Origin of the sequence: Burkholderia sp. GbtcB21 (assembly GCF_019091065.1) — a bacterium.
Taxonomy (GTDB): Bacteria; Pseudomonadota; Gammaproteobacteria; order Burkholderiales; family Burkholderiaceae; genus Burkholderia; species Burkholderia pyrrocinia_C.
The window spans coordinates 53788-73424 of the sequence record NZ_JAGXKA010000005.1 but is presented as its reverse complement, the minus strand read 5'-3'; the positions used below and the strand labels follow the sequence as shown (position 1 = coordinate 73424).

Genomic DNA, 19637 nt, shown 5'->3' with positions numbered 1-19637 from the left:
GCTGGGATTATCATGCGGGCCCCGCATGGCCCGTGGAGACAGTCCCAATTGTCTTCAAAGCGATTTTTCTTCTGAGGCGAGCACGTCTGATCGAAAAGGTTCGGTACGCGACTTTCCGCTCCGACACGCTTACACAGGGAGGGTTGAAAATTTGGTTTCTCGCCTGACTTCGCGAAAATTCGACTTCCGCCACGATCATCGGCGCAGACGCGCTAGAGATTGCCTACCCCCTACCCCTCCTCATACGATCACGCAGACGTCCGCAAAGCCAGTCACGAGGGCTGAGTGCGTCGACTGAGGGGCAAACGCATCGGCGTGTGCGCCGCCCGACAAAAACGCCCGCATTCAGAGACATTCGTGCCGCGCTCGGTCGCAGCGCGCGCCCGCAAATCCGAAGAAACGAATCTAACGCCCGCTGCCCGATTAAGTTGTCCGCCCTTCAACTGCCGCCCGCACATCCGGCGGTCTCGCGTAGAGCGCGCTGCCTCGTATTGACGGCTCGATATGGCTCGCTTCCGCGGGGCTTCGACTATCGCCCCGCGTAATGCGCAAGGTGTGTACTGCTTACATACCTGCCGCATCCGGGGGCATCGCATAAACGACGTAGGATTGTCTCGGTCGCCTCATGCGATGCCGTCCAGGGAGGAGGCGTTATAGGCGATAACAGCCGGCTCCGCTCAATTTATCGAACACTTACGCTATTCCGGCAGACCAAGCTTCTTCTCCAGGCTTTTCACGAGCGCGTCGATAGAATTGCGTTTGTGCAAATTGAGGGAATTTGCAGGATTTTTTGCGACCACCTCGGCAACGACGGCTTTCAATTGAGCCTCCACCCGGGTATTCCATAATTTCCCTTGTTTCTCAAAACATGCCTTCGCTCGGTCTGACCACTTCGCGTTCCCTCGAAATGCTGTATCCGTTAGATCGACATCGAATTCCTCCAACACTCGCTGCTCATAGACGGCTCTTTCAAAGCAATCTTCGAGTTCAGAGGCCGGCATGCCTTTGCAATTGACAAATGTAACGTCAGCCAGTTTTATTGTTTTCTCATCTTCCGCTTTTTTGTATGCCTTCGTTCCAGCATCGTCATTATCCAGAAGGACATGCGTAACACAAAGCGCATTTGAAAGCAATGTGAGCTTGTAAGAAAGATTGCCAGCCCCACCAATCGGCTCGATAATAAGATTGTGCTGCCTAAGCGCCTTGGCGATAATTGGGCTTTCGGCTGCAAGAATCGGTCCCAGCGCGATCACATCCTCATCCCCTTCAACAACCAATACATTACTTGCATTAACAAGATTATCGGAAGCTCTAATACCTAGCAGGCGGCGAATCGAGGCAATATCCTTTGCCGATTTTGCGCTATTCGAATCTATAAGGATATTGCTACCGACACTGGATCGATCAACGAAGAGTGGGCAGTGCGTCGTGATAACGACTTGGTTGTTCTTAGAAAGTTTTTCTATCACGTCGCGCAGACCATGCATCGCCCCCGGATGGAGATGGGACTCTGGCTCTTCGATCGCGATGACCGAAGCTCCATTAGGCTTCTTCTTGTCCTTCAGCAGCCCCAGGGCAGCGAGGCTCTTTACGCCATCTCCCTTATATTCAAGAAGCGTGGGCGAGCCGTCATCAATCTCGACTCGACATTGATTTCTTAGAGCGGTCCGTCGCGCAGACTGCGGAATTCTAACCGATACGTTTTTGACGTTTGGAAGAAAATCCGCCAATGAATTCTTTATCGACTCAGACACACGTTCTAGGATCGGCTGCTGTAGATCGGTAATCTTTTGCAGCGCCGCGATGTACTCACCGTTTTCCTCAAGCTCGGCCAATTCGGTCGACAACATTTCCTGCACGACTGAAAGCGCCTCATCCTCCGTCCTAATAGCCGGGATATAATTAAATTCAATTCTATCCGCGATATAGCGCGCGATCTTATTTGATTTTGCTGAGAGAGCATTGCCGCCAGGCCCACGCTTTGGAACGTGAATGTCGGCGGCATTTGTTTTCCCAAATTTTATTTCAATCGGCAACGTTCCATTTAGGCCACTCTTAATCTCGTCACGAAACTCCATCACCTCATCATCATCCAGAGAAAACTCAAGACGGAATACCGATTCCGTACCTCGCGCTCGCCCTTGCAAAGATATCGGAAAATCCCGCCGCCAAAGGTAGCGCTGATTATCTCGAGATTCGACACGAATCGGGTCGCCGGCGTGCGCAGTTAGAGCCTTCATGGCAATACTTAGAGCACGTAAGAGATTCGACTTACCTTCGTTATTTTTTCCAATCAGAACTGTAGAGTCCTTTATTGCTATCTTGTGAGCGCCCGTTATGCTTCTGAAATTGGAAACCGAAAATGAGATTAATCGCATTGGTCTACTCGATGACGTTGTTTTTGGTGGCTAGGACGCGACCATGTGACGATCGCCCCACCCCATTTTACGTTCAATTCATCAGCCTATATCGCATCAAGATGCACATGCACTCTTGTCCGAAGAGTTGCAACCGTAGATTGGCGCTGCCCATCGGGCGACGGTCGACACGGAACAACTGTTCGTCTGTTCACAAATGTCTCTCTTACCGTGCACAGCGACGCGCTTGCGTTTGACGTGGTACACCCGCCGGCGAAGCGCGCGCGGCCGTATCAAGTGCCGGGTGCACTTCGACGATCCAAAGCGGCACATGCGGCGGCTTCCGCATGGACGGCTTCGAGTCGCTCGCAAAAGTAGGCTGTGTTCGGCAACAAGTCGGCCAGCGGTCCCCGTATTGCCCGCGCAAGCACATCGTCGCGATGTGCGCTCGTCCAACGCTCAAGCGCCGATAGTTCCTCTACCATGCGAATCAGTTCGGCGCGCATCCGATGCACATCGTCCCGGCTAAGGTATGGCCCCCACGGCAGATACAGCCCACCGTCTGGATCGTGGAGCGCACCCACACAATCGGCGGGGATCGACTCGGCGTCGTCCGCGGCGGCGCGAAGGTGTTCGACGATTTCCGGTTTATGCGCGATTACGTCTGCCCGGATCGCATCGCGAGCGTCCTTCGGGCCATTCATCCGCACGATCTCGCCGTCGAGCCGAAGGCGAACCCCAAGCGATTCCGCCTTGCCCAAAATCTGCGCAACGCTACTCATACCCCCTCCCCGTCATCGTCGGTCGCGCTTTTTTCGCTCTCCGACGAATCCCCCGCTTTTGCCGCTACTTCGCCACCGACCTTAACCAACAAGGATTTGGCGGTAGCGGAAACGTGTTCGGTAGCGCTACCCGATTCCGCGTCCGCTACCGGCAAACACACGCCAACATTGGAAGGTAGCGAAGTAGCTGACGAATCCGGAGTAGCGGACAGGTAGCGAGAAAATGCTTCGTCGAATTGCTCAGCGCGGTAGCCCTTTCGGACATCGGCGTAGCCGAACTTGATATTTGCGCTTGTGATGCCGTATTTGGACAGCTTCTCGGATAGCTGCCGGGGTATCATCGGCTTGCCGCGATTCCAAGTTGCCCACGGTTTTTCCTCGTCGTCGCTCAAGTACCCCAAGAGGTCGACGGAAGAGATACGCCGCATCTTGCACGTCTCGAATACATCCCGGATGTCCGCGAGCAATTCTGCCCCGGAACTTTGTGCAACGGCCCCGTTGCTGCACAGCTTGAGTGCCGCGCGGCGAGCAACTTCGGGCCAATTCCCCCCGGCGAGATCGGCGACCGCAAACAGCGGCTCCCAATTGTCTTGATCCCGGTCGCTGAGCGCATCGGGCAATTCGGGACGGGATGCGCGAACTGCTTCGGCATAGTCCTCCGCCCATCGCGCCAGCTTCGCACGCAGCGCGTCGAACAGGCCAGGTTCCGCGTGCCGCAAGCGCTCCGCTGTCTCGTGCGGCAATTTGCGGCGCATCTGCGCGACCACGGCGCGACTCGTGATCGTTTCCGCCAGCCGGTCGGCATTGATGCCGGCGAGCGCCTTAAACCCGAAAACGTTGAAGCGCTTCGGCTCGAAGTCATCGCCCACGGCCACGCTGCGCCAGACGAACGCCGAATCGCGCGTATGCCCTGCGTTCATCAAGCCGCGCAAGTCCTCGGCATCCTTCGTCAGCACGGTCTCGATCTCATCCACGAGTAACGTCGGCTGATACTTTTCGATCATACGAAACAAGACCGACTGCGAAATGCTCGCCGCCTGCGCCGGACGGGGCACCATGCGGCCAACAACAGTGAGGAATTGCGTCTTGCCGCACGCCTTTTCCGGAGCATTGATGAGCAGAATCGGGCACACGCTAACGTGATCGACCAGCCACGCAGCGACACACCACAGTACGGCGGCGGTTACCGTCTCAGAATCGCAGACGATGAAACGGCGGATCGTGTGCGCCATCTCGGACAGCAGAGCGCCCCCGTCGACGGGCTCGTGCCACGGCTCAACGTCCTGAAACGGCACGGCGTTGTCAATTTCGATCTCGCCGCGTGCCGCCTTCACCATCTGGTCGAGCGTCGCGGGCCGCACGTTCAAGCGCCCTGCTTCGTCCTTGCGCACGCGGTCATACTGCATCGGCGGCAGCGCCGCGAGCCAAGCAATGGCCTCATCGTCCGATTTAGCGGGTACAGCCTCATCGGCAGGCGCATCGCTAGCGATCTGCGTCGCAACGGACGTACCGGCGTTTTCCAACTCGGTGACGATTTTCGGCAGCGCCAAAACATCATCTGCGCTCGGTTGCCGGCCGAGCGCGACGATCCAGTCCATCACGTCGCCCGCTGCCGGCAGGCCAAGCGCAGCCACATCGATGCGTGCCACCGAACAGCCCAGCGGTACGAGCTTCGCCGCCACGTCCTCGGCGTACTTCGCGCCAGGTACGTCGTGATCCGCCCACAGGATGACGTGACGGCGAGCGAGCGGCAACCAGTTCGCCCCGTCCGCGCTCGTCGCTCCGCCGGACGTGACTGCAACAAACCGGCCCGCGCCGATTCGGGTCAGCGCATCGACCTTTTGCTCGCCCTCGGCAACGAGCACCGGCACGTTCGAATTCGCGCTCAGGTCGTGCAATCCGTACAACAACTTCCCGCCGTCCTGTTTCGGCTCGCCATGCTTCCAGCCCGTGCCGTCATTCCAGAAAGGGCGAACGAATTTTTCGTGGCCGCCGCTAGCGTCCGGCTTGTGCATTCGCACGCGGCCGTAAAGGATCGAGCCGTCCGATTGGCGATACAAATGCAGGGCGACGGGTACAAAGCCCTCGCTCTTCTTGAAGTCGAACAGATGGCCGGCTGCCCTCCTGTAATCCGCATCGGTCAAAATCAGCTTCTCGGTCGATTCGCTCATTTCGCCTCCCACATGCCCAACTCGCGGGCTGCTGCAACGAACGTCAGCCCGCGCGCGCGGCGGAACAGTTCCAACACGTCACCGCCGGTCGCGCCGCAAGCAAAGCAACGCCAATTGCCGCGCTCAAGGTGGATCGAAAGGCTCGGATGCGTCTCCCCGTGGATCGGACAACGCACTTGCGCGTAGCCCGACCCGTTCGGCTTTGAGGGGTGCAGGTGCAGGTGCGCCAGCACGTCGGCGACGGACGGCACACGGTCGCGGCGAAAGCAGGTCATTTGTTAGACCTCCGCGCGGAAACTGGCGGGATCAGCGATCCACGCATCGATGTCAGCGCGTCGCCATGCGACCGAGCGAGCGCCGATACGGACGTTTTGCGGGAACGTGCCCGCGCGCATCTTTGCGTAAATCGAGGAACGGGGCAGGCCGGTTTCAATCTCGACCTGCTTGCGGCGGACGAGCGCCTGTTTGATCTCAGCCATTTGAGGCTCCGCTAGAACGTTCCGGGCCATTCCCGGAACACGGAGCCAACGCTAAACATGGCAACTCTTGGCAGTCACGCCGCAATCACGGCGCATTTCTGGATAAGGCTAGGCGCCTAATCGCGGCAACTATGGTGGCAACTAACGCTGGTTGGTTGCCGCGCCCGGAAACGGTGATGCGACCTTCTTTTTGGCGTATTTGGCACATAACGTGCTGACGTATTGGTGAGATACACCGAACTCATACCCCAACTTCCGGTGCGTCTCACCCAGCCTTGCCCGCTGCACAATTTCGTCGCGCTGTGCGTCGGTCAGCTTTCGTCCATTCGATTTGCGAGCGTGCTCGCTCGCAAGCGCCGGGATCGAGACGTCGTCGTTCTTGCACGTGCGCATACCAACATTGATGATCGCGGCATGGGTGCGCAGGGAGTCCCACGCCTCGCCCTCGTGAATGTTCCCGGACAGATCATCCTTCTTGAAGCGTTCCCGAATTTTGTTGAGCGCTTCGCGGAACATTTCTGCATCGGGAGCCGCGATCGTTTCCATTCGCTCGACGAACCCATCTACCTCCCACAGATTTGCGCCAGCGAACAAAGCGCTCTCCGGATGAAACGCCGACACGCCGAGCATGATGGCAAGGCTTTGATTTTTCGGATCAAGATATTCGCAAGTACCATCGCGCCGTTTCCGACGCTGCGCCGATGAATGGCCGATCCAGTTCCCCTCTTTCGCCATATCACGCCCTTCTTGCACGGCCTTCATTAGCTGGAACCTCCGCCGGGCCGGTGAAGGGGCCGGCGTTCGCTCCGTGGAGCTAGGCGAAGGCAGTAGACAATTTAGCGGGTTCGGGGACATAACGCACGCTCAACCGAAAATTCGCGCCCCACGCGAAACGACCACGCGCACGACATGGGCACGGATGAAAACCACTTGTGTAAGACCGGGCAACCATCGTCATCTGGGGGTATTTCTGGGGGTATGTTTGCGCTTGATGGTCGGCCACGTCCATATTTGAGATGGCTTGTGAGGGGCAATTTCAGGGAAGTACCGCCACCAAAGAATTCAAGGGCCTGCGTCTCACGACGCAGGCCCTTTTCGTTTTGGCGTCGCGCTCGTCGAATCGCGCGCATCCGGACAGCGGTGCCGACGCGGCACCGCATCCATATGGCGCCAACTTACCGCGCGCACCCCACCCGCTCCGCCGTCGCATCAAACGCGCGCGTCGCCTTGTCGACGATCTCGTCGACCTCCGCCTCGCGAATCACGAGCGGCGGCGACAGCAGCATCCGGTCGCCGGTCGCACGCATGATCAGGTTGCCGTTGAAGCAGAAGTCGCGGCAGATCGTGCCGATATCGACATCCGCACCGAACCGCTCGCGCCTGCCGCGGTCGCGCGCAAGCTGAACGCCCGCGACCAGCCCCGTTCCCGCAATCTCCCCGACGATCGGATGGTCGCCCAGCGCGTCGCGCAGCCGGCGCTGGAAATACGGACCGATGTCGCTCTTCACGCGTTCGACGATCCCTTCGTCGCGCAGCAGCTTCAGGTTCGCGACCGCGACGGCCGCGGCGACCGGGTGGCCCGAGTACGTGAGGCCGTGGTTGAATTCGCCGTTGTCGATGATCGGCCGTGCCACCCGCTCGTGGATCCCGACCGCACCCATCGGCACATAACCCGACGTGAGGCCCTTCGCCATCGTGATCAGGTCCGGCTCGAAGCCGAAGTGCTGGTGTGCGAACCATTCGCCGGTGCGGCCGAAGCCGCCGATCACTTCGTCGGCGGCCAGCAGGATGTCGTACTTGCGGCAGATCCGCTGGATTTCCGGCCAGTACGTCGACGGCGGGAAGATCACGCCGCCCGCGCCCTGGAACGGCTCGCCGATGAACGCCGCGACGTTCTCCGCGCCGAGTTCGAGAATCTTCGCTTCGAGCTGCTGCGCACGCGCGAGGCCGAACGCTTCCGGCGTTTCGCCCGGCTGTGCTTCGCCGAAGAAATACGGCTGGTCGATATGCACGATGTGCTCGACCTTCGACGGCATCTGCTCGTGCATATAGCCCATGCCGCCGAGCGTGGCGCCCGCGATCGTCGAGCCGTGGTAGCCGTTCTTGCGCGAGATCACGTACTTCTTCTGCGGCTTGCCCTGCACGCGCCAGTACTGATGCACGAGGCGCAGCACGGTGTCGTTGCCTTCCGAGCCGCTGTTGCAGTAGAAGAAGTGGTTGAAGCCGGCGGGCGTCACTTCCGCGAGCATCGCGGAAAGCTCGATCACCGGCGGGTGCGTCGTCTTGAAGAACGTATTGTAGAACGGCAGTTCCTGCAGCTGGCGATACGCGGCGTCGGCGAGTTCCTTGCGGCCGTAGCCGACGTTCACGCACCAGAGGCCGGCCATCCCGTCGATGACCTTGTTGCCGTCCGAGTCCCACAGGTAGACGCCGTCGGCCTTCACGATCACGCGGCTGCCCGCGCGGTTCAGCGCGCCCATGTCCGAGAACGGGTGGATGTGGTGCGCGGCGTCGAGCGCGCGATATTCGGCGGTCGTGTGCGCGGCCGGTCGCGGTGAAACGGCTTCGTTTCGGTCGGTCATGTTTCCTCCGTAAAGCAGTGCCGCACGCTCATACGTGCAGCAGCAGATGCCGGCGTTCCCACGAGCTGATCACGCGGAAGAACGCTTCGTATTCGGTTTCCTTCAACGCCAGGTAGGCCTTCACGAACTTGTCGCCGAGGATGCCGGCGAGCGGCTCGCACGCGGCCATCAACGAGATGCCCTCCTCGAGATTGCGCGGCAGCTGGTACGGCAGGTCGTAACCGTCCGATGCGATCGGCTCGGTCGGCGCGAGCTGCTGCGTCATGCCGAGATAACCGGCGGCGAGCGTCGCCGCGAACGCGAGGTACGGGTTGCAGTCGACGCCCGGAATCCGGTTCTCGATGCGTCGCGCCACCGGGCTCGACTGCGGGATGCGGAAGCCGACCGTGCGGTTGTCGTAGCCCCACTGCACGTTGATCGGCGCGGCCATGAAGCGCGACAGCCGGCGATACGAGTTGATGTACGGCGCGAAGATCGGCATCAGCGCCGGCGTGTATTTCTGCAGCCCCGCGAGATAGCTGTGGAACAGCGGCGACACGGCGCCGTCTTCGTCGGCGAACAGGTTGCGCCCCGTGCGCGCATCGGCAAGGCTCTGGTGGATATGCATCGCGGACCCCGGCTCGTTTTCCATCGGCTTGGCCATGAACGTCGCGTACATGTTGTGCCGCAGCGCAGCCTCGCGCACCGTGCGCTTGAACAGGAACACCTGGTCGGCCAGCGGCAGCGCGTCGCCGTGCACGAAATTGATCTCCATCTGCGCGGCGCCGACTTCGTGGATCAGCGTCTCGATATCGAGGCCCTGCATCTCGCAGTACTCGTAGATGTCCTCGAACAGCGGATCGAACTCGTTGACGGCCTCGATCGAATACGACTGGCGGCCGGTCTCCGCGCGCCCCGTACGGCCGACCGGCGGACGCAGCGGCAGGTCGGGATCGGCGTTCATGTCGACCAGATAGAACTCGAGTTCCGGTGCGACCACGGGCTTCCAGCCCTTCGCGTCGTACAGCTCGAGCACGCGGCGCAGCACGTAGCGCGGCGAGATCTCGACGGGCGAGCCGTCGAAATGCACGCAGTCGTGGATCACCTGCGCGGTCGGATCGACAGCCCACGGAATCAGGCAGATCGTCGACGGATCGGGCACGCACACCATGTCGGGATCGGTCACGCCGGTCAGCGAGCCGTCCTCCGGATAGTCGCCGGTGACGGTCTGTACCATCACGGCCTGCGGCAGCCGCATCGATTCGCCGGATTCGAATTTGTTGCGCGGGATGATCTTGCCGCGCGCGATGCCGGCCATGTCGGGAATGATCGCCTCGACCTCGGTGATGCGGTGTTGTCGCAGGAATTCGCTCAGTTCGGGTTGCATGATCGGCCTCTTTCAGTCGACGTCGGATGCGGCCGGCGACGGCGTCGCGCCGCCGGCCGCATGAATGCGATGCGACATGCGCGCGCGGCACGCCGCGCCGAATGCCGCGAAGATGTCGCGCGACAGCGGCTGTTCCGCGAAACGCCATTCGGGATGCCACTGCACGCCGAGCGCGAATGCGCGCGCGCCGCGCACGCTGACGGCCTCGACCAGTCCGTCGGGCGCGCTCGCTTCGACGACAAGCCCCGCGCCGAGACGCTCGATGCCCTGGTCGTGCAGCGAATTGACCGTCGCCTCGTGCGCGCCGCGCGCGACCCGCTGCAGCAGGCCGCCCGGCGCGAGCTGCACGACGTGCGCGGGGCCGTACTGCCGTTCGAGCGGATCGGCCGCCCGCTCGCGATGGTCGTCGAAGCCGGTCGTCGCGTGCAGCCGCTGATGCAGCGTGCCACCGTACGCGACGTTCAGCTCCTGCATGCCGCGGCAGATCGCGAGCACCGGCACGCCCGCGTCGATCGCCGCGCGGATCAGCGGCAGCGCGGTCGCATCGCGCGCGGGATCGTGCAGCGTGTCGGGCGCGCTCGCAGTGCCGCCGTAATGATGCGGCTCGACGTTCGAATAGCTGCCGGTGAACAGCAGCCCGTCGACCGCCGCGACAATCGCATCGGCCGGCTGGCGCGCGCCGAGCGCGGGCAGCACGAACACAAGCGCGCCAGCGCCGTCGACGAGCGCGGCAAGGTACTTCTCGCCCGCCGTGTGATTCGGATGCGCACCGCGCAGGATGCGGTCGGCGGTGACGGCTACGATCGGGCGCACACGCATGGGCGTTTCTCCGGTGATCGCGCGCAACTCGCGCGCGCGGGACGACAAGGGTCCGCGGTTGCGCCGCACGCGCGCACCACGACGCGACGCATGGGCATGCGCGATCCCGCCGCGCGGACGATGCGGCAACAGGCGATGCGGCCCGGGACGAAAGCGGAAAAGGACGCTAGGGCAACAACGATGCGCTGCCGTCGCACTGCACCGCGCTGAACACGTGCGCGGTCACGAGGTTGTAGCGGCGCAGGCCGCGATGGGAAACAGCGAAGAAACGAGGCTCGCGTAAAGGGGCGGCACGCGTGCCGCGATCAGCATGCCGGATCGGCCCGGCCTGAGGCGGCGCGCCCGCCGACGGACTTCGGGTCCGGCGTATCGAAGGGCTGGCGGCTTTCACGATCGTACTCGACTGACTGACGGATGCAGGACACGTGTCGCGATGAAGCGCATGCGGCAATGCCGCGCGGCGACACGTCGGCAAGGTGTCTCGCAACGGATTCCGGCACGGTGCAACCATGATCGATGGCTCCGCCGCCGGTGCGCGTGCGAGACGACTTCCTGACATTCAGCTTATATCACCTAAAAATTGCGTCAAATTTTCAGGTCCCGATGACGATATCGATCAGACAAAAAAACGGCATCGATCGCCGGGATCGATGCCGTGTTGTGCATTGCGTCGGCGCGGATACTGCGCGCCGGCGGGCTGTCGCCCGCTGCTCCGCCGCGCCGCCGCAAGCGGGCGGGCCGTGCTCAGCGATACGCGAGCGCGGTTTCGACGAGCGTCTGCAGCAGCGGCACGATCCGCGCTGCACGCGCTTCGTCGTACGCGTACGGACGCGCCTCTTCCATGTAGGTGATCTGCGACAGCTCGAGCTGCACGGCTTCTACACCGGTGTCGGGCACGCCATAGTGACGCGTGATGTAGCCGCCCTTGAAGCGCCCGTTCGCGACGGCCGTATAACCGCCATGTGCGAGCACGCGCTCGGCCAGCGCCTCCGCGAGGCCCGGTGCTGCGCTCGCGCCGCCCGACGTGCCGAAGTTGAAGTCCGGCAGGCGGCCTTCGAAGAAGCGCGGCACGTGCGAGCGGATCGAATGCGCCTCCCACACGAGCACGCGGCCGTGCTCGCGCTTCAGGCGCGCGACTTCGCCCTGCAGCGCGTCGTGATACGGACGCCAGTAAAGGTCGCGGCGACGCATGATCTCGTCGTTGCCGGGCAGCGCGTTCGCCGGATACAGCGGCGCCTTGTCGAACGTATCGACCGGCACGAGCCCCGTCGTGTCCTGCCCCGGATACAGGTTCTCGTTGTCGGGCGGACGGTTCAGGTCGACGACGTAACGCGCATGCGACGGCACGAGGATCGATGCGCCGAGGCCCGCCGCGAACCCGTACAGCCGCTCGAGATGCCAGTCGCAATCGTCGACGAAGCGCGCGTCGGGCGTCATCGTCGCGGCGATGTCGTCGGGGATGTACGTGCCTGCGTGCGGAATCGAGATCAGCAGCGGCAGCGTGCCCTGCTTCAGCGTAATTACAGCCGGTTGTTCAGTCATGTCGCATCACCGTTAGAGTCTGCCGGCGCACGCGGGCGGCGTGCGCCGGTTGCCGCGCGTCAGCGCAGCAGTTGCGCCAGCGCGGCGCGGTAGTCTGCATACGCGACGGTTTCGTCGCGATGGCGGCGGCCGCTCACGACGCGCTCGCCGCCCGTGTAGACGTCGAGCACGGGCGTCTCGCCCTGCTCGGCGAACACGATGCCCGACAGCCAGGACGCGCTGCCGTGCTCGGCGATCGCCGGATGATCGGGATCGAGCACGAGCCAGTCGGCGCGACAGCCTTCGCGCAGCGCACCGACACGCCGCCCGCTGGCCTGCGCGCCGCCCGCGAGCGATGCATCGAACAGGCGATCGGCGACATGCGCCTGCGTGTCGCTCGCCAGCACGTTACGCGCGCGGTGCACGAGCCGCTGCCCGTATTCGAGCAGGCGCAGTTCCGCGCGCCAGTCGACCGATGCGTGGCTGTCCGAGCCGACGCCGATCACGCCACCCTGCGCGAGATAGTCGACGGCCGGGAACACACCGTCGCCGAGGTTTGCTTCAGTTGTCAGGCACAGGCCGGCGACCGCGCGACGCTTCGCGAGCGCTGCGGTTTCGGCCGCGTCGATGTGCGTCGCATGCACGAGGCACCAGCGCGCATCGACGTCGAAGCGATCGAGCAGCCATTGCACGGGGCGCGCCCCGTATGTACGGACGCAATCGTCGACTTCGGCCGTCTGCTCGGCGATATGGATATGCACGGGCGCGTCGTCGGGCAGCCCGTCGAGCAGTGCGCGCAGCCCGTTCTCGGACACCGCGCGCAGCGAGTGCGGCGCGACGCCGTAGCGCAGCCCGCCGTGCTCGGGCGCGGCGCGACGCATGGCGTCGAGCAGTTCGAGCAGGCCTTCGGGCGTATTGATGAAGCGGCGCTGGTCGTCGCGCGGCGGCTTGTTGCCGAAGCCCGCGAACTGGTACGACACGGGCAGCATCGTGATGCCGATGCCGGCCGAGCGCGCGGCGTCGACCACGCGCGTGCCGAGTTCCGCAATCTGCGGATAGCGCGAACCGTCCTGCGCGTGATGCACGTAGTGGAATTCGCACACCGACGTGTAGCCGCACTTGAGCATCTCGACATACAGCCAGCGCGCGACCGCCGCGAGCGCGTCGGGCGTGATCTTCAGTGCGAAACGGTACATCAGGTCGCGCCAGCTCCAGAAGCTGTCGGCGGGATTCGCGCGGTATTCGGTGAGCCCTGCCATCGCGCGCTGGAATGCGTGCGAATGCAGGTTCGGCATGCCGGGCAGCACCGGCCCGGCCGCACGCGCGACGCCTGCCGGTGCGTCGGTGTCGGGCGTCACTTCGGTCAGCGTGCCGGCTGCGTCCCAGCGCAGCAGCACGTTGCGGCGCCAGCCATCGGGCAGGTAGGCATGGTCCGCGAACAACATGGTGTCGGTCATTGCGAGTCCTCATTGACCGGAATCGACGCTCCAGCATTCGATCCGATCCCATTCCACGGTTGGCAGGTGCCGGCGCATCGGCGCTGGCTCGTGCCCCGTTGCAGTCGACCGGACCGCACGTGCTTCAGCGCCTGGTCCGGTTCCATGCAAATCTATCCGTTCATCCGGCGAAACACGGTCGCGCCGCCGCGCACGACCTGCTCGCACAGCGGCCGGCCGATCCAGTAGGCGAGCTCCGACAGCGAACCGACCGACCACGCGGCAAAGTCGGCCTGACGCCCCACCTCGAGCGCACCGTGCCGATCCGCGCGGCCGAGCGCCGCGGCCGCATGGCGCGTGACGCCCTGCAGCACCTCGGGCACCGTCATGCGGAACAGCGTGCAGCCCATGTTCAACGTCAGCAGCAGCGATTCGAGCGGCGACGTGCCGGGGTTGTGATCGGTCGCGAGCGCGATCGGCACGCCGTGCTTGCGCAGCAGCTCGATCGGCGGCATTTGCGTTTCGCGGATGAAGTAATACGCACCGGGTAGCAGCACGGCGACCGTACCGGCCGCCTTCATCGCCTCGATGCCGGCTTCGTCGAGAAATTCGAGGTGGTCGGCGGACAGCGCGCGGTAGCGCGCGGCAAGTGCCGTGCCGCCCGCGTTCGACAGTTGCTCCGCATGCAGCTTCACCGGCAGCCCGCGCCGCGTCGCGGCCTCGAACACGCGCTCGGTCTGCGCGAGCGAAAAGCCGATGCGTTCGCAGAACACGTCGACCGCGTCGACGAGCCCCTCGTCGGCCAGCGTCGGCAGCATCCGTTCGCACACTTCGTCGATGTATGCATCCGCGCGGCCTGCATATTCGGGCGGCAGCGCATGCGCGCCGAGGAAGGTCGTGTAGACGCTGACCGGGAAGCGTTCGCCGAGCTGGCGCGCGACGCGCAGCATCTTGCGCTCGCTCGCGAGGTCGAGCCCGTAGCCCGACTTGATCTCGATCGCGGTCACGCCTTCGGCGAGCAGCGGCTGCAGGCGCGCGGCGGCCTGCACGAACAGCGTCGTCTCGTCGGACGCGCGCGTCGCGCGCACCGTCGACACGATCCCGCCGCCCTGCCGTGCGATTTCCTCGTAGCTGACGCCCGCGAGGCGCTGCGCGAATTCGTCGGCGCGCGTGCCGCCGTATACGAGGTGCGTATGGCAGTCGACGAGGCCCGGCGTCACCCACGCGCCGTGCAGATCCTCGCGCTGCCAGTGCGCATGATCGTGCGGCAGCGCGGACAACGCGCCGAGCCAGGCGATCGTGCCGGTTTCGTCGACGGCGATCGCCGCATCGTCGATCGTCTCGTCGGGATGGCCGTGCGGACACAGCCTCAGGTGATGCCAGACAGTCGGTTTCATGCGTTCAGCCTCGTTCGCCGACGGCGAGCGAGACGGCAAGCAGCGCGCCGCCCCCGCTCACGACGACGTCAAACGCACGCCGCGGCCCGTCGAGCCGCAGCGTGTCCATTTCTTCCAGTGCGTAGTGCGTGCCGTCGATTTCGACGCCGACCTCACCGGTCGCGCAAAACAGCAGCACGGTATCGGCACGCTCGATGCGATGCGCGCCTGCGCGCCATACGTCGAGCGCGCCGCGCGCGGCCGAACGGCGCGTCATCAGGTTGAAGTCGCGCGTCGCGCCGTCGTGCAGCGTCGCGTCGATCGCCGTCTCGCCCGCGAAATCCGCGCGCGCCAGCGGCGTATCGAGCACGTGGCGTGCACCGCCCGCTTCGACAAGCGTCATGCCCGCGCCGGACAGCAGCACCAGCGTGCGGTCGATCCCGTCGAAACGCGAGAACGGCCCGGCCGCGCCGACGTCCGCGACGCTCACGCGCCACGCGAATGCGTCGAGCGCGGCGCCGGGCGGGAATGCACCGATCTCGCGCGTCACGCCGCCGCCGTTCTTCCACGGCGACGCGACGAGATCCGCTGCGCGGATCATCGCGGCGGCCAGCGTCGCGTTCACCGGCGCCTGAGCGAGCGCCGTCATGCTCAGCGGCCGAGCATCGGCAGCTTCAGGCCGGCTTCGCGGGCCGTCTGCTGCGCGAGTTCGTAGCCGGCATCCGCATGGCGCATCACGCCCGTCGCCGGGTCGTTCAGCAGCACGCGGCCGAGACGCTCGTGCGCTTCAGCCGTACCGTCGGCGACGATCACGACGCCCGAGTGCTGCGAGAAGCCCATGCCGACGCCGCCGCCATGGTGCAGCGACACCCACGATGCGCCGCCTGCCGTGTTCAGCAGTGCGTTCAGCAGCGGCCAGTCGCTGACCGCGTCCGAACCGTCCTTCATCGATTCCGTCTCGCGGTTCGGGCTTGCGACCGAACCCGTGTCGAGGTGGTCGCGGCCGATCACGATCGGTGCCTTCAGTTCGCCGTTCTTCACCATCTCGTTGAACGCCTGGCCGAGGCGGTAGCGATCCTTCACGCCGACCCAGCAGATCCGTGCCGGCAGGCCCTGGAACGCGATGCGCTCGCGTGCCATGTCGAGCCAGTTGTGCAGGTGCGGATCGTCGGGGATCAGCTCCTTCACCTTCTGATCGGTCTTGTAGATGTCCTCCGGATCGCCGGACAGCGCGACCCAGCGGAACGGGCCCTTGCCTTCGCAGAACAGCGGGCGGATGTACGCCGGCACGAAGCCCGGGAAGTCGAACGCGTTCTCGACGCCCATTTCCAGCGCCATCTGGCGGATGTTGTTGCCGTAGTCGAGCGTCGCCGCGCCACGGTCCTGCAATGCCAGCATCGCGCGCACCTGGACGGCCATCGACTGCTTCGCGACCTTCACGATGCTCTGCGGATCGACCTTCTGCGCTTCGCGCCATTGCGCGACGGTCCAGCCCTGCGGCAGGTAGCCGTTGATCGGGTCGTGCGCGCTCGTCTGGTCGGTCACGCAATCCGGCGTGATGCCGCGCTCGACGAGTTCCGCGAACACGTCGGCCGCATTGCCGAGCAGGCCGATCGACACCGGCTTGCCCGTGCGCTTCGCTTCGTCGATCATGCCGAGCGCCTCGTCGAGCGTCGTCGCCTTCTTGTCGACGTAGCGCGTCTTCAGGCGGAAGTCGATACGCGTCTCGTCGCATTCGACCGCGATCATCGAGAAGCCGGCCATCGTCGCGGCCAGCGGCTGCGCGCCGCCCATCCCGCCCAGGCCGCCCGTCAGGATCCAGCGGCCCGACGGATCGCCGTTGAAGTGCTGGTTCGCAACCGAGAAGAATGTTTCATAGGTGCCCTGCACGATGCCCTGGCTGCCGATGTAGATCCAGCTGCCGGCCGTCATCTGGCCGTACATCATCAGGCCCTTGCGGTCGAGTTCGTGGAAGTGATCCCACGTCGCCCAGTGCGGCACGAGGTTCGAGTTCGCGAGCAGCACGCGCGGCGCATCCTTGTGCGTGCGGAACACACCGACCGGCTTGCCCGATTGAATCAGCAGCGTCTCGTTCTCTTCGAGATCCTTCAGCGACGCGAGAATCTGGTCGTAGCATTCCCAGTTGCGCGCCGCGCGGCCGATGCCGCCGTACACGACGAGCGCGTGCGGATGCTCGGCGACTTCCGGATCCAGGTTGTTCTGGATCATCCGGTAGGCCGCTTCGGCCAGCCAGGTCTTGCAGGTCTTCTCGCTGCCGCGCGGCGCGCGGATCGTGCGCGTCGGATCGAGACGGGGATCGATGTGTTTCGGATGGTTCATGACGACTGCTCCCGAAGGAAAATGAATATCAAATAGGAATCAGAAATGCCCGGTGAAGCGATAACGGCTGCCGGGATGCCACAGATTCGCCACCGAGGCGACGACGCCCTGCGACCAGGTGCGCCGATGTAAAACCAGACACGGCTCGACGTCGTCCATCCGCAGCTGCTCGCGCCGCTCCGGCGCCGGGGCCGCCGCTTCGATCCGGTACTCGACGCGCTGCAGCGGAGCCGCGCGCATCAGGTACAGGTTCGGCGTCGTGTTCGTGAAATCCTGCTCGGCGTAATCCGGCGCGACCGCCGGATTCACCCATCGTTCTTCGAGCTGCACCGGCTCGTCGTTCTCGAAGTGCAGCACCTGCGAATGAAACAGCTTCGTGCGCACGGCCACCTGCATCTCGTCGGCGAGCGCGTCGTCGGCGCGGATCGTCTCGAGGCCGAGCACGCTGGCGTGATACGCATGCCCGCGCGCGCCGACCTCCTCCGAGATGCTGCGGATCGCCACCAGCGTCGACTCGTACTTCGGCCGCGCGACGTAGGTGCCCGCGCCCTTCATGCGCGTGAGCACCTGCTCGGCCGTCAACTCGCGCAGCGCGCGGTTGACGGTCATGCGCGCAACCTTGAACTCGCGCGCCAGCTCGTTCTCGGACGGCACCTGGTCGCCCTCCTCCCACTCGCCGGCGTGGATGCGGCCCAGGATGAAATCCTTGATCTCCTGGTAGACCGGCGCGCTCATCGGCTTACTGTTCCGATGCGAACGAGAACGGGCTGATCTTCGCGAACGCGCGTTCGCCGACCAGCTGCGCGATCGCCGCGATGTCCGGCGCGAAGTAGTGGTCGAGCTCGTAGTGCGCGACCTTGCTGCGGATCGTTTCCATCGCGGGCGCCAGCTTCGGGCTCGTGTGATACGGCGCGCGCAGGTCGACGCCCTGCGCGGCGGCCAGCAGTTCGATCGCGAGGATGTGCTTCGTGTTGTCCGCGATGTCGGCGAGCTTGCGCGCGGCGAACGTCGCCATCGACACGTGGTCTTCCTGGTTCGCGGAAGTCGGCAGCGAGTCGACCGACGCCGGATGGGCGAGCGTCTTGTTTTCCGACGCCAGCGCGGCAGCCGTCACGTGCGCGATCATGAAGCCCGAGTTCACGCCGCCGTCCCGCACGAGGAACGGGGGCAGGCCCGACAGCGTCGCGTCGATCAGCAGCGCGATGCGGCGCTCGGCCAGCGCGCCGATTTCCGCTGCGGCCAGCGCGAGGTTGTCGGCTGCGAACGCGACCGGCTCGGCGTGGAAGTTGCCGCCCGACAGCACTTCGCCGGTGTCCGGGAAGATCAGCGGGTTGTCCGACACGGCGTTCGCTTCGATCAGCAGCACGTCGGCCGCATGGCGCATCTGGTCCAGGCACGCGCCCATCACCTGCGGCTGGCAGCGCAGGCTGTACGGATCCTGCACCTTGTCGCAGTCGCGGTGCGACTGGTTGATCGGCGAGCCTTCGAGCAGGTCGCGGTACGACGCGGCCGCGTCGATCTGGCCTTGATGGCCGCGCAGTTCGTGGATGCGCGCGTCGAACGGCTTCACCGAGCCGGCGGCCGCGTCGACCGACAGCGCACCCGCGACGAGCGCGGTGCGGTACAGGTCTTCGATCGAGAACATGTTGTCGAGCGCCAGCGCCGTGGATGCCTGCGTGCCGTTCAGCAGCGCGAGGCCTTCCTTCGCCTGCAGCGTCAGCGGCGCGAGGCCCGCGACGCGCAGGCCGTCGAGCGCGCTGGCACGCTCGCCGCGGATGAACACTTCGCCGACGCCGAGCAGCACGGCCGACATGTGCGCGAGCGGCGCGAGGTCGCCCGATGCGCCGACCGAACCCTTGACCGGGATCAGCGGCAGCACGTCCGCGTTGAACAGCTTGATCAGCGCGTCCATCACTTCGCGGCGGATGCCCGAGTGGCCGCGGCCGAGGCTCGACAGCTTCAGCGCCATCAGCAGGCGCACCGACGAGCGCGCCATCGGCTCGCCGACGCCGACCGCGTGCGACAGCACGAGGTTCTTCTGCAGCAGTTCGAGCTGGTCGTGCGGGATGTGCGTGCTGGCCAGGCGGCCGAAGCCCGTGTTGATGCCGTAGGCCGGCTCGCCCTTCGCAGCGATGTCGGCAACGGCCTTCGCGCCGGCGTCGATCTTCGCGAAGCTGGCCGGGTCGAGCGTCAGTTGCACGGATTCGCGTGCGATCCGGCGCAGTTGCGGGAGGGTCAAATGGCCGGGGGTCAACGTAATCATGTGAGCAATCCTGTCTAGACAAGTTCGGAATGGATTGAAGTGTAGCCAGCCAAACTTGTCTAGACAACCCGTTTTTCGCCGATTTCGACTTGGGAGTTTCCCTGATGTCCGGCGTGGCCTGACGGGCCGGCCCGAAGAACCCTGG

The 19637-nt window shown here is 64.3% G+C and carries 16 protein-coding genes; all 16 read right to left on the bottom strand.

The features are described from left to right. Nucleotides 1-698: 698 nt before the first annotated feature. A complete protein-coding gene (locus KVT39_RS13625) occupies nt 699-2378 on the bottom strand; it encodes an ATP-dependent endonuclease (protein ID WP_217589347.1) in 1680 nt (559 codons plus the stop codon). 272 nt (nt 2379-2650) lie between these two features. Next, entirely contained in the window at nt 2651-3139 is a 489-nt protein-coding gene (locus tag KVT39_RS13620; RefSeq protein WP_217589346.1) for a hypothetical protein, read from the bottom strand. Then, complete coding sequence (locus tag KVT39_RS13615) at nt 3136-5310, bottom strand: DUF3631 domain-containing protein (RefSeq protein WP_217589345.1); 2175 nt, start codon at nt 5308-5310, stop codon at nt 3136-3138. The genes KVT39_RS13620 and KVT39_RS13615 overlap by 4 nt, the downstream gene beginning before the upstream one ends. After that, complete coding sequence (locus KVT39_RS13610) at nt 5307-5585, bottom strand: CHC2 zinc finger domain-containing protein (protein WP_217589344.1); 279 nt, start codon at nt 5583-5585, stop codon at nt 5307-5309. The genes KVT39_RS13615 and KVT39_RS13610 overlap by 4 nt, the downstream gene beginning before the upstream one ends. A 3-nt stretch (nt 5586-5588) precedes the next feature. After that, a complete protein-coding gene (locus KVT39_RS13605; protein WP_060112473.1) occupies nt 5589-5789 on the bottom strand; it encodes an AlpA family transcriptional regulator in 201 nt (66 codons plus the stop codon). Between the two features lie 141 nt (nt 5790-5930). Continuing rightward, nucleotides 5931-6551, bottom strand: a complete 621-nt coding sequence (locus tag KVT39_RS13600) for a hypothetical protein (protein ID WP_217589343.1) — start codon at nt 6549-6551, stop codon at nt 5931-5933. A gap of 413 nt (nt 6552-6964) precedes the next feature. Next, on the bottom strand, nt 6965-8371 hold the full coding sequence (locus KVT39_RS13595) for an aspartate aminotransferase family protein (protein WP_217589342.1): 1407 nt from the start codon (nt 8369-8371) through the stop codon (nt 6965-6967). Nucleotides 8372-8399: 28 nt separating this feature from the next. After that, nucleotides 8400-9737, bottom strand: a complete 1338-nt coding sequence (locus tag KVT39_RS13590) for a glutamine synthetase family protein (RefSeq protein ID WP_105391888.1) — start codon at nt 9735-9737, stop codon at nt 8400-8402. Nucleotides 9738-9749: 12 nt separating this feature from the next. Further along, nucleotides 9750-10556 carry a gamma-glutamyl-gamma-aminobutyrate hydrolase family protein gene (locus KVT39_RS13585; RefSeq protein WP_034183524.1) on the bottom strand — a complete coding sequence of 269 codons (807 nt, stop codon included), beginning with the start codon at nt 10554-10556 and terminating at the stop codon, nt 9750-9752. Nucleotides 10557-11300: 744 nt separating this feature from the next. Further along, nucleotides 11301-12098, bottom strand: a complete 798-nt coding sequence (gene hutG, locus KVT39_RS13580) for an N-formylglutamate deformylase (protein ID WP_217589341.1) — start codon at nt 12096-12098, stop codon at nt 11301-11303. 59 nt (nt 12099-12157) lie between these two features. Further along, nucleotides 12158-13534: a formimidoylglutamate deiminase gene (locus KVT39_RS13575; protein WP_034183522.1), complete on the bottom strand. Its 1377-nt coding sequence runs from the start codon at nt 13532-13534 to the stop codon at nt 12158-12160. A gap of 152 nt (nt 13535-13686) precedes the next feature. After that, the gene (hutI, locus tag KVT39_RS13570) at nt 13687-14910 is read right to left on the bottom strand and encodes an imidazolonepropionase (protein ID WP_034183601.1); all 1224 of its coding nucleotides are present in this window, start codon (nt 14908-14910) and stop codon (nt 13687-13689) included. A gap of 4 nt (nt 14911-14914) precedes the next feature. Further along, entirely contained in the window at nt 14915-15538 is a 624-nt protein-coding gene (locus tag KVT39_RS13565) for a HutD family protein (RefSeq protein WP_217589339.1), read from the bottom strand. A 2-nt stretch (nt 15539-15540) separates the two neighbouring features. Further along, the gene (hutU, locus tag KVT39_RS13560; protein ID WP_034183520.1) at nt 15541-17229 is read right to left on the bottom strand and encodes a urocanate hydratase; all 1689 of its coding nucleotides are present in this window, start codon (nt 17227-17229) and stop codon (nt 15541-15543) included. 39 nt (nt 17230-17268) lie between these two features. After that, the gene (gene hutC, locus KVT39_RS13555) at nt 17269-17964 is read right to left on the bottom strand and encodes a histidine utilization repressor (RefSeq protein WP_131945934.1); all 696 of its coding nucleotides are present in this window, start codon (nt 17962-17964) and stop codon (nt 17269-17271) included. A gap of 4 nt (nt 17965-17968) precedes the next feature. Further along, nucleotides 17969-19492: a histidine ammonia-lyase gene (hutH, locus tag KVT39_RS13550; protein ID WP_034183518.1), complete on the bottom strand. Its 1524-nt coding sequence runs from the start codon at nt 19490-19492 to the stop codon at nt 17969-17971. Nucleotides 19493-19637 lie beyond the last annotated feature (145 nt).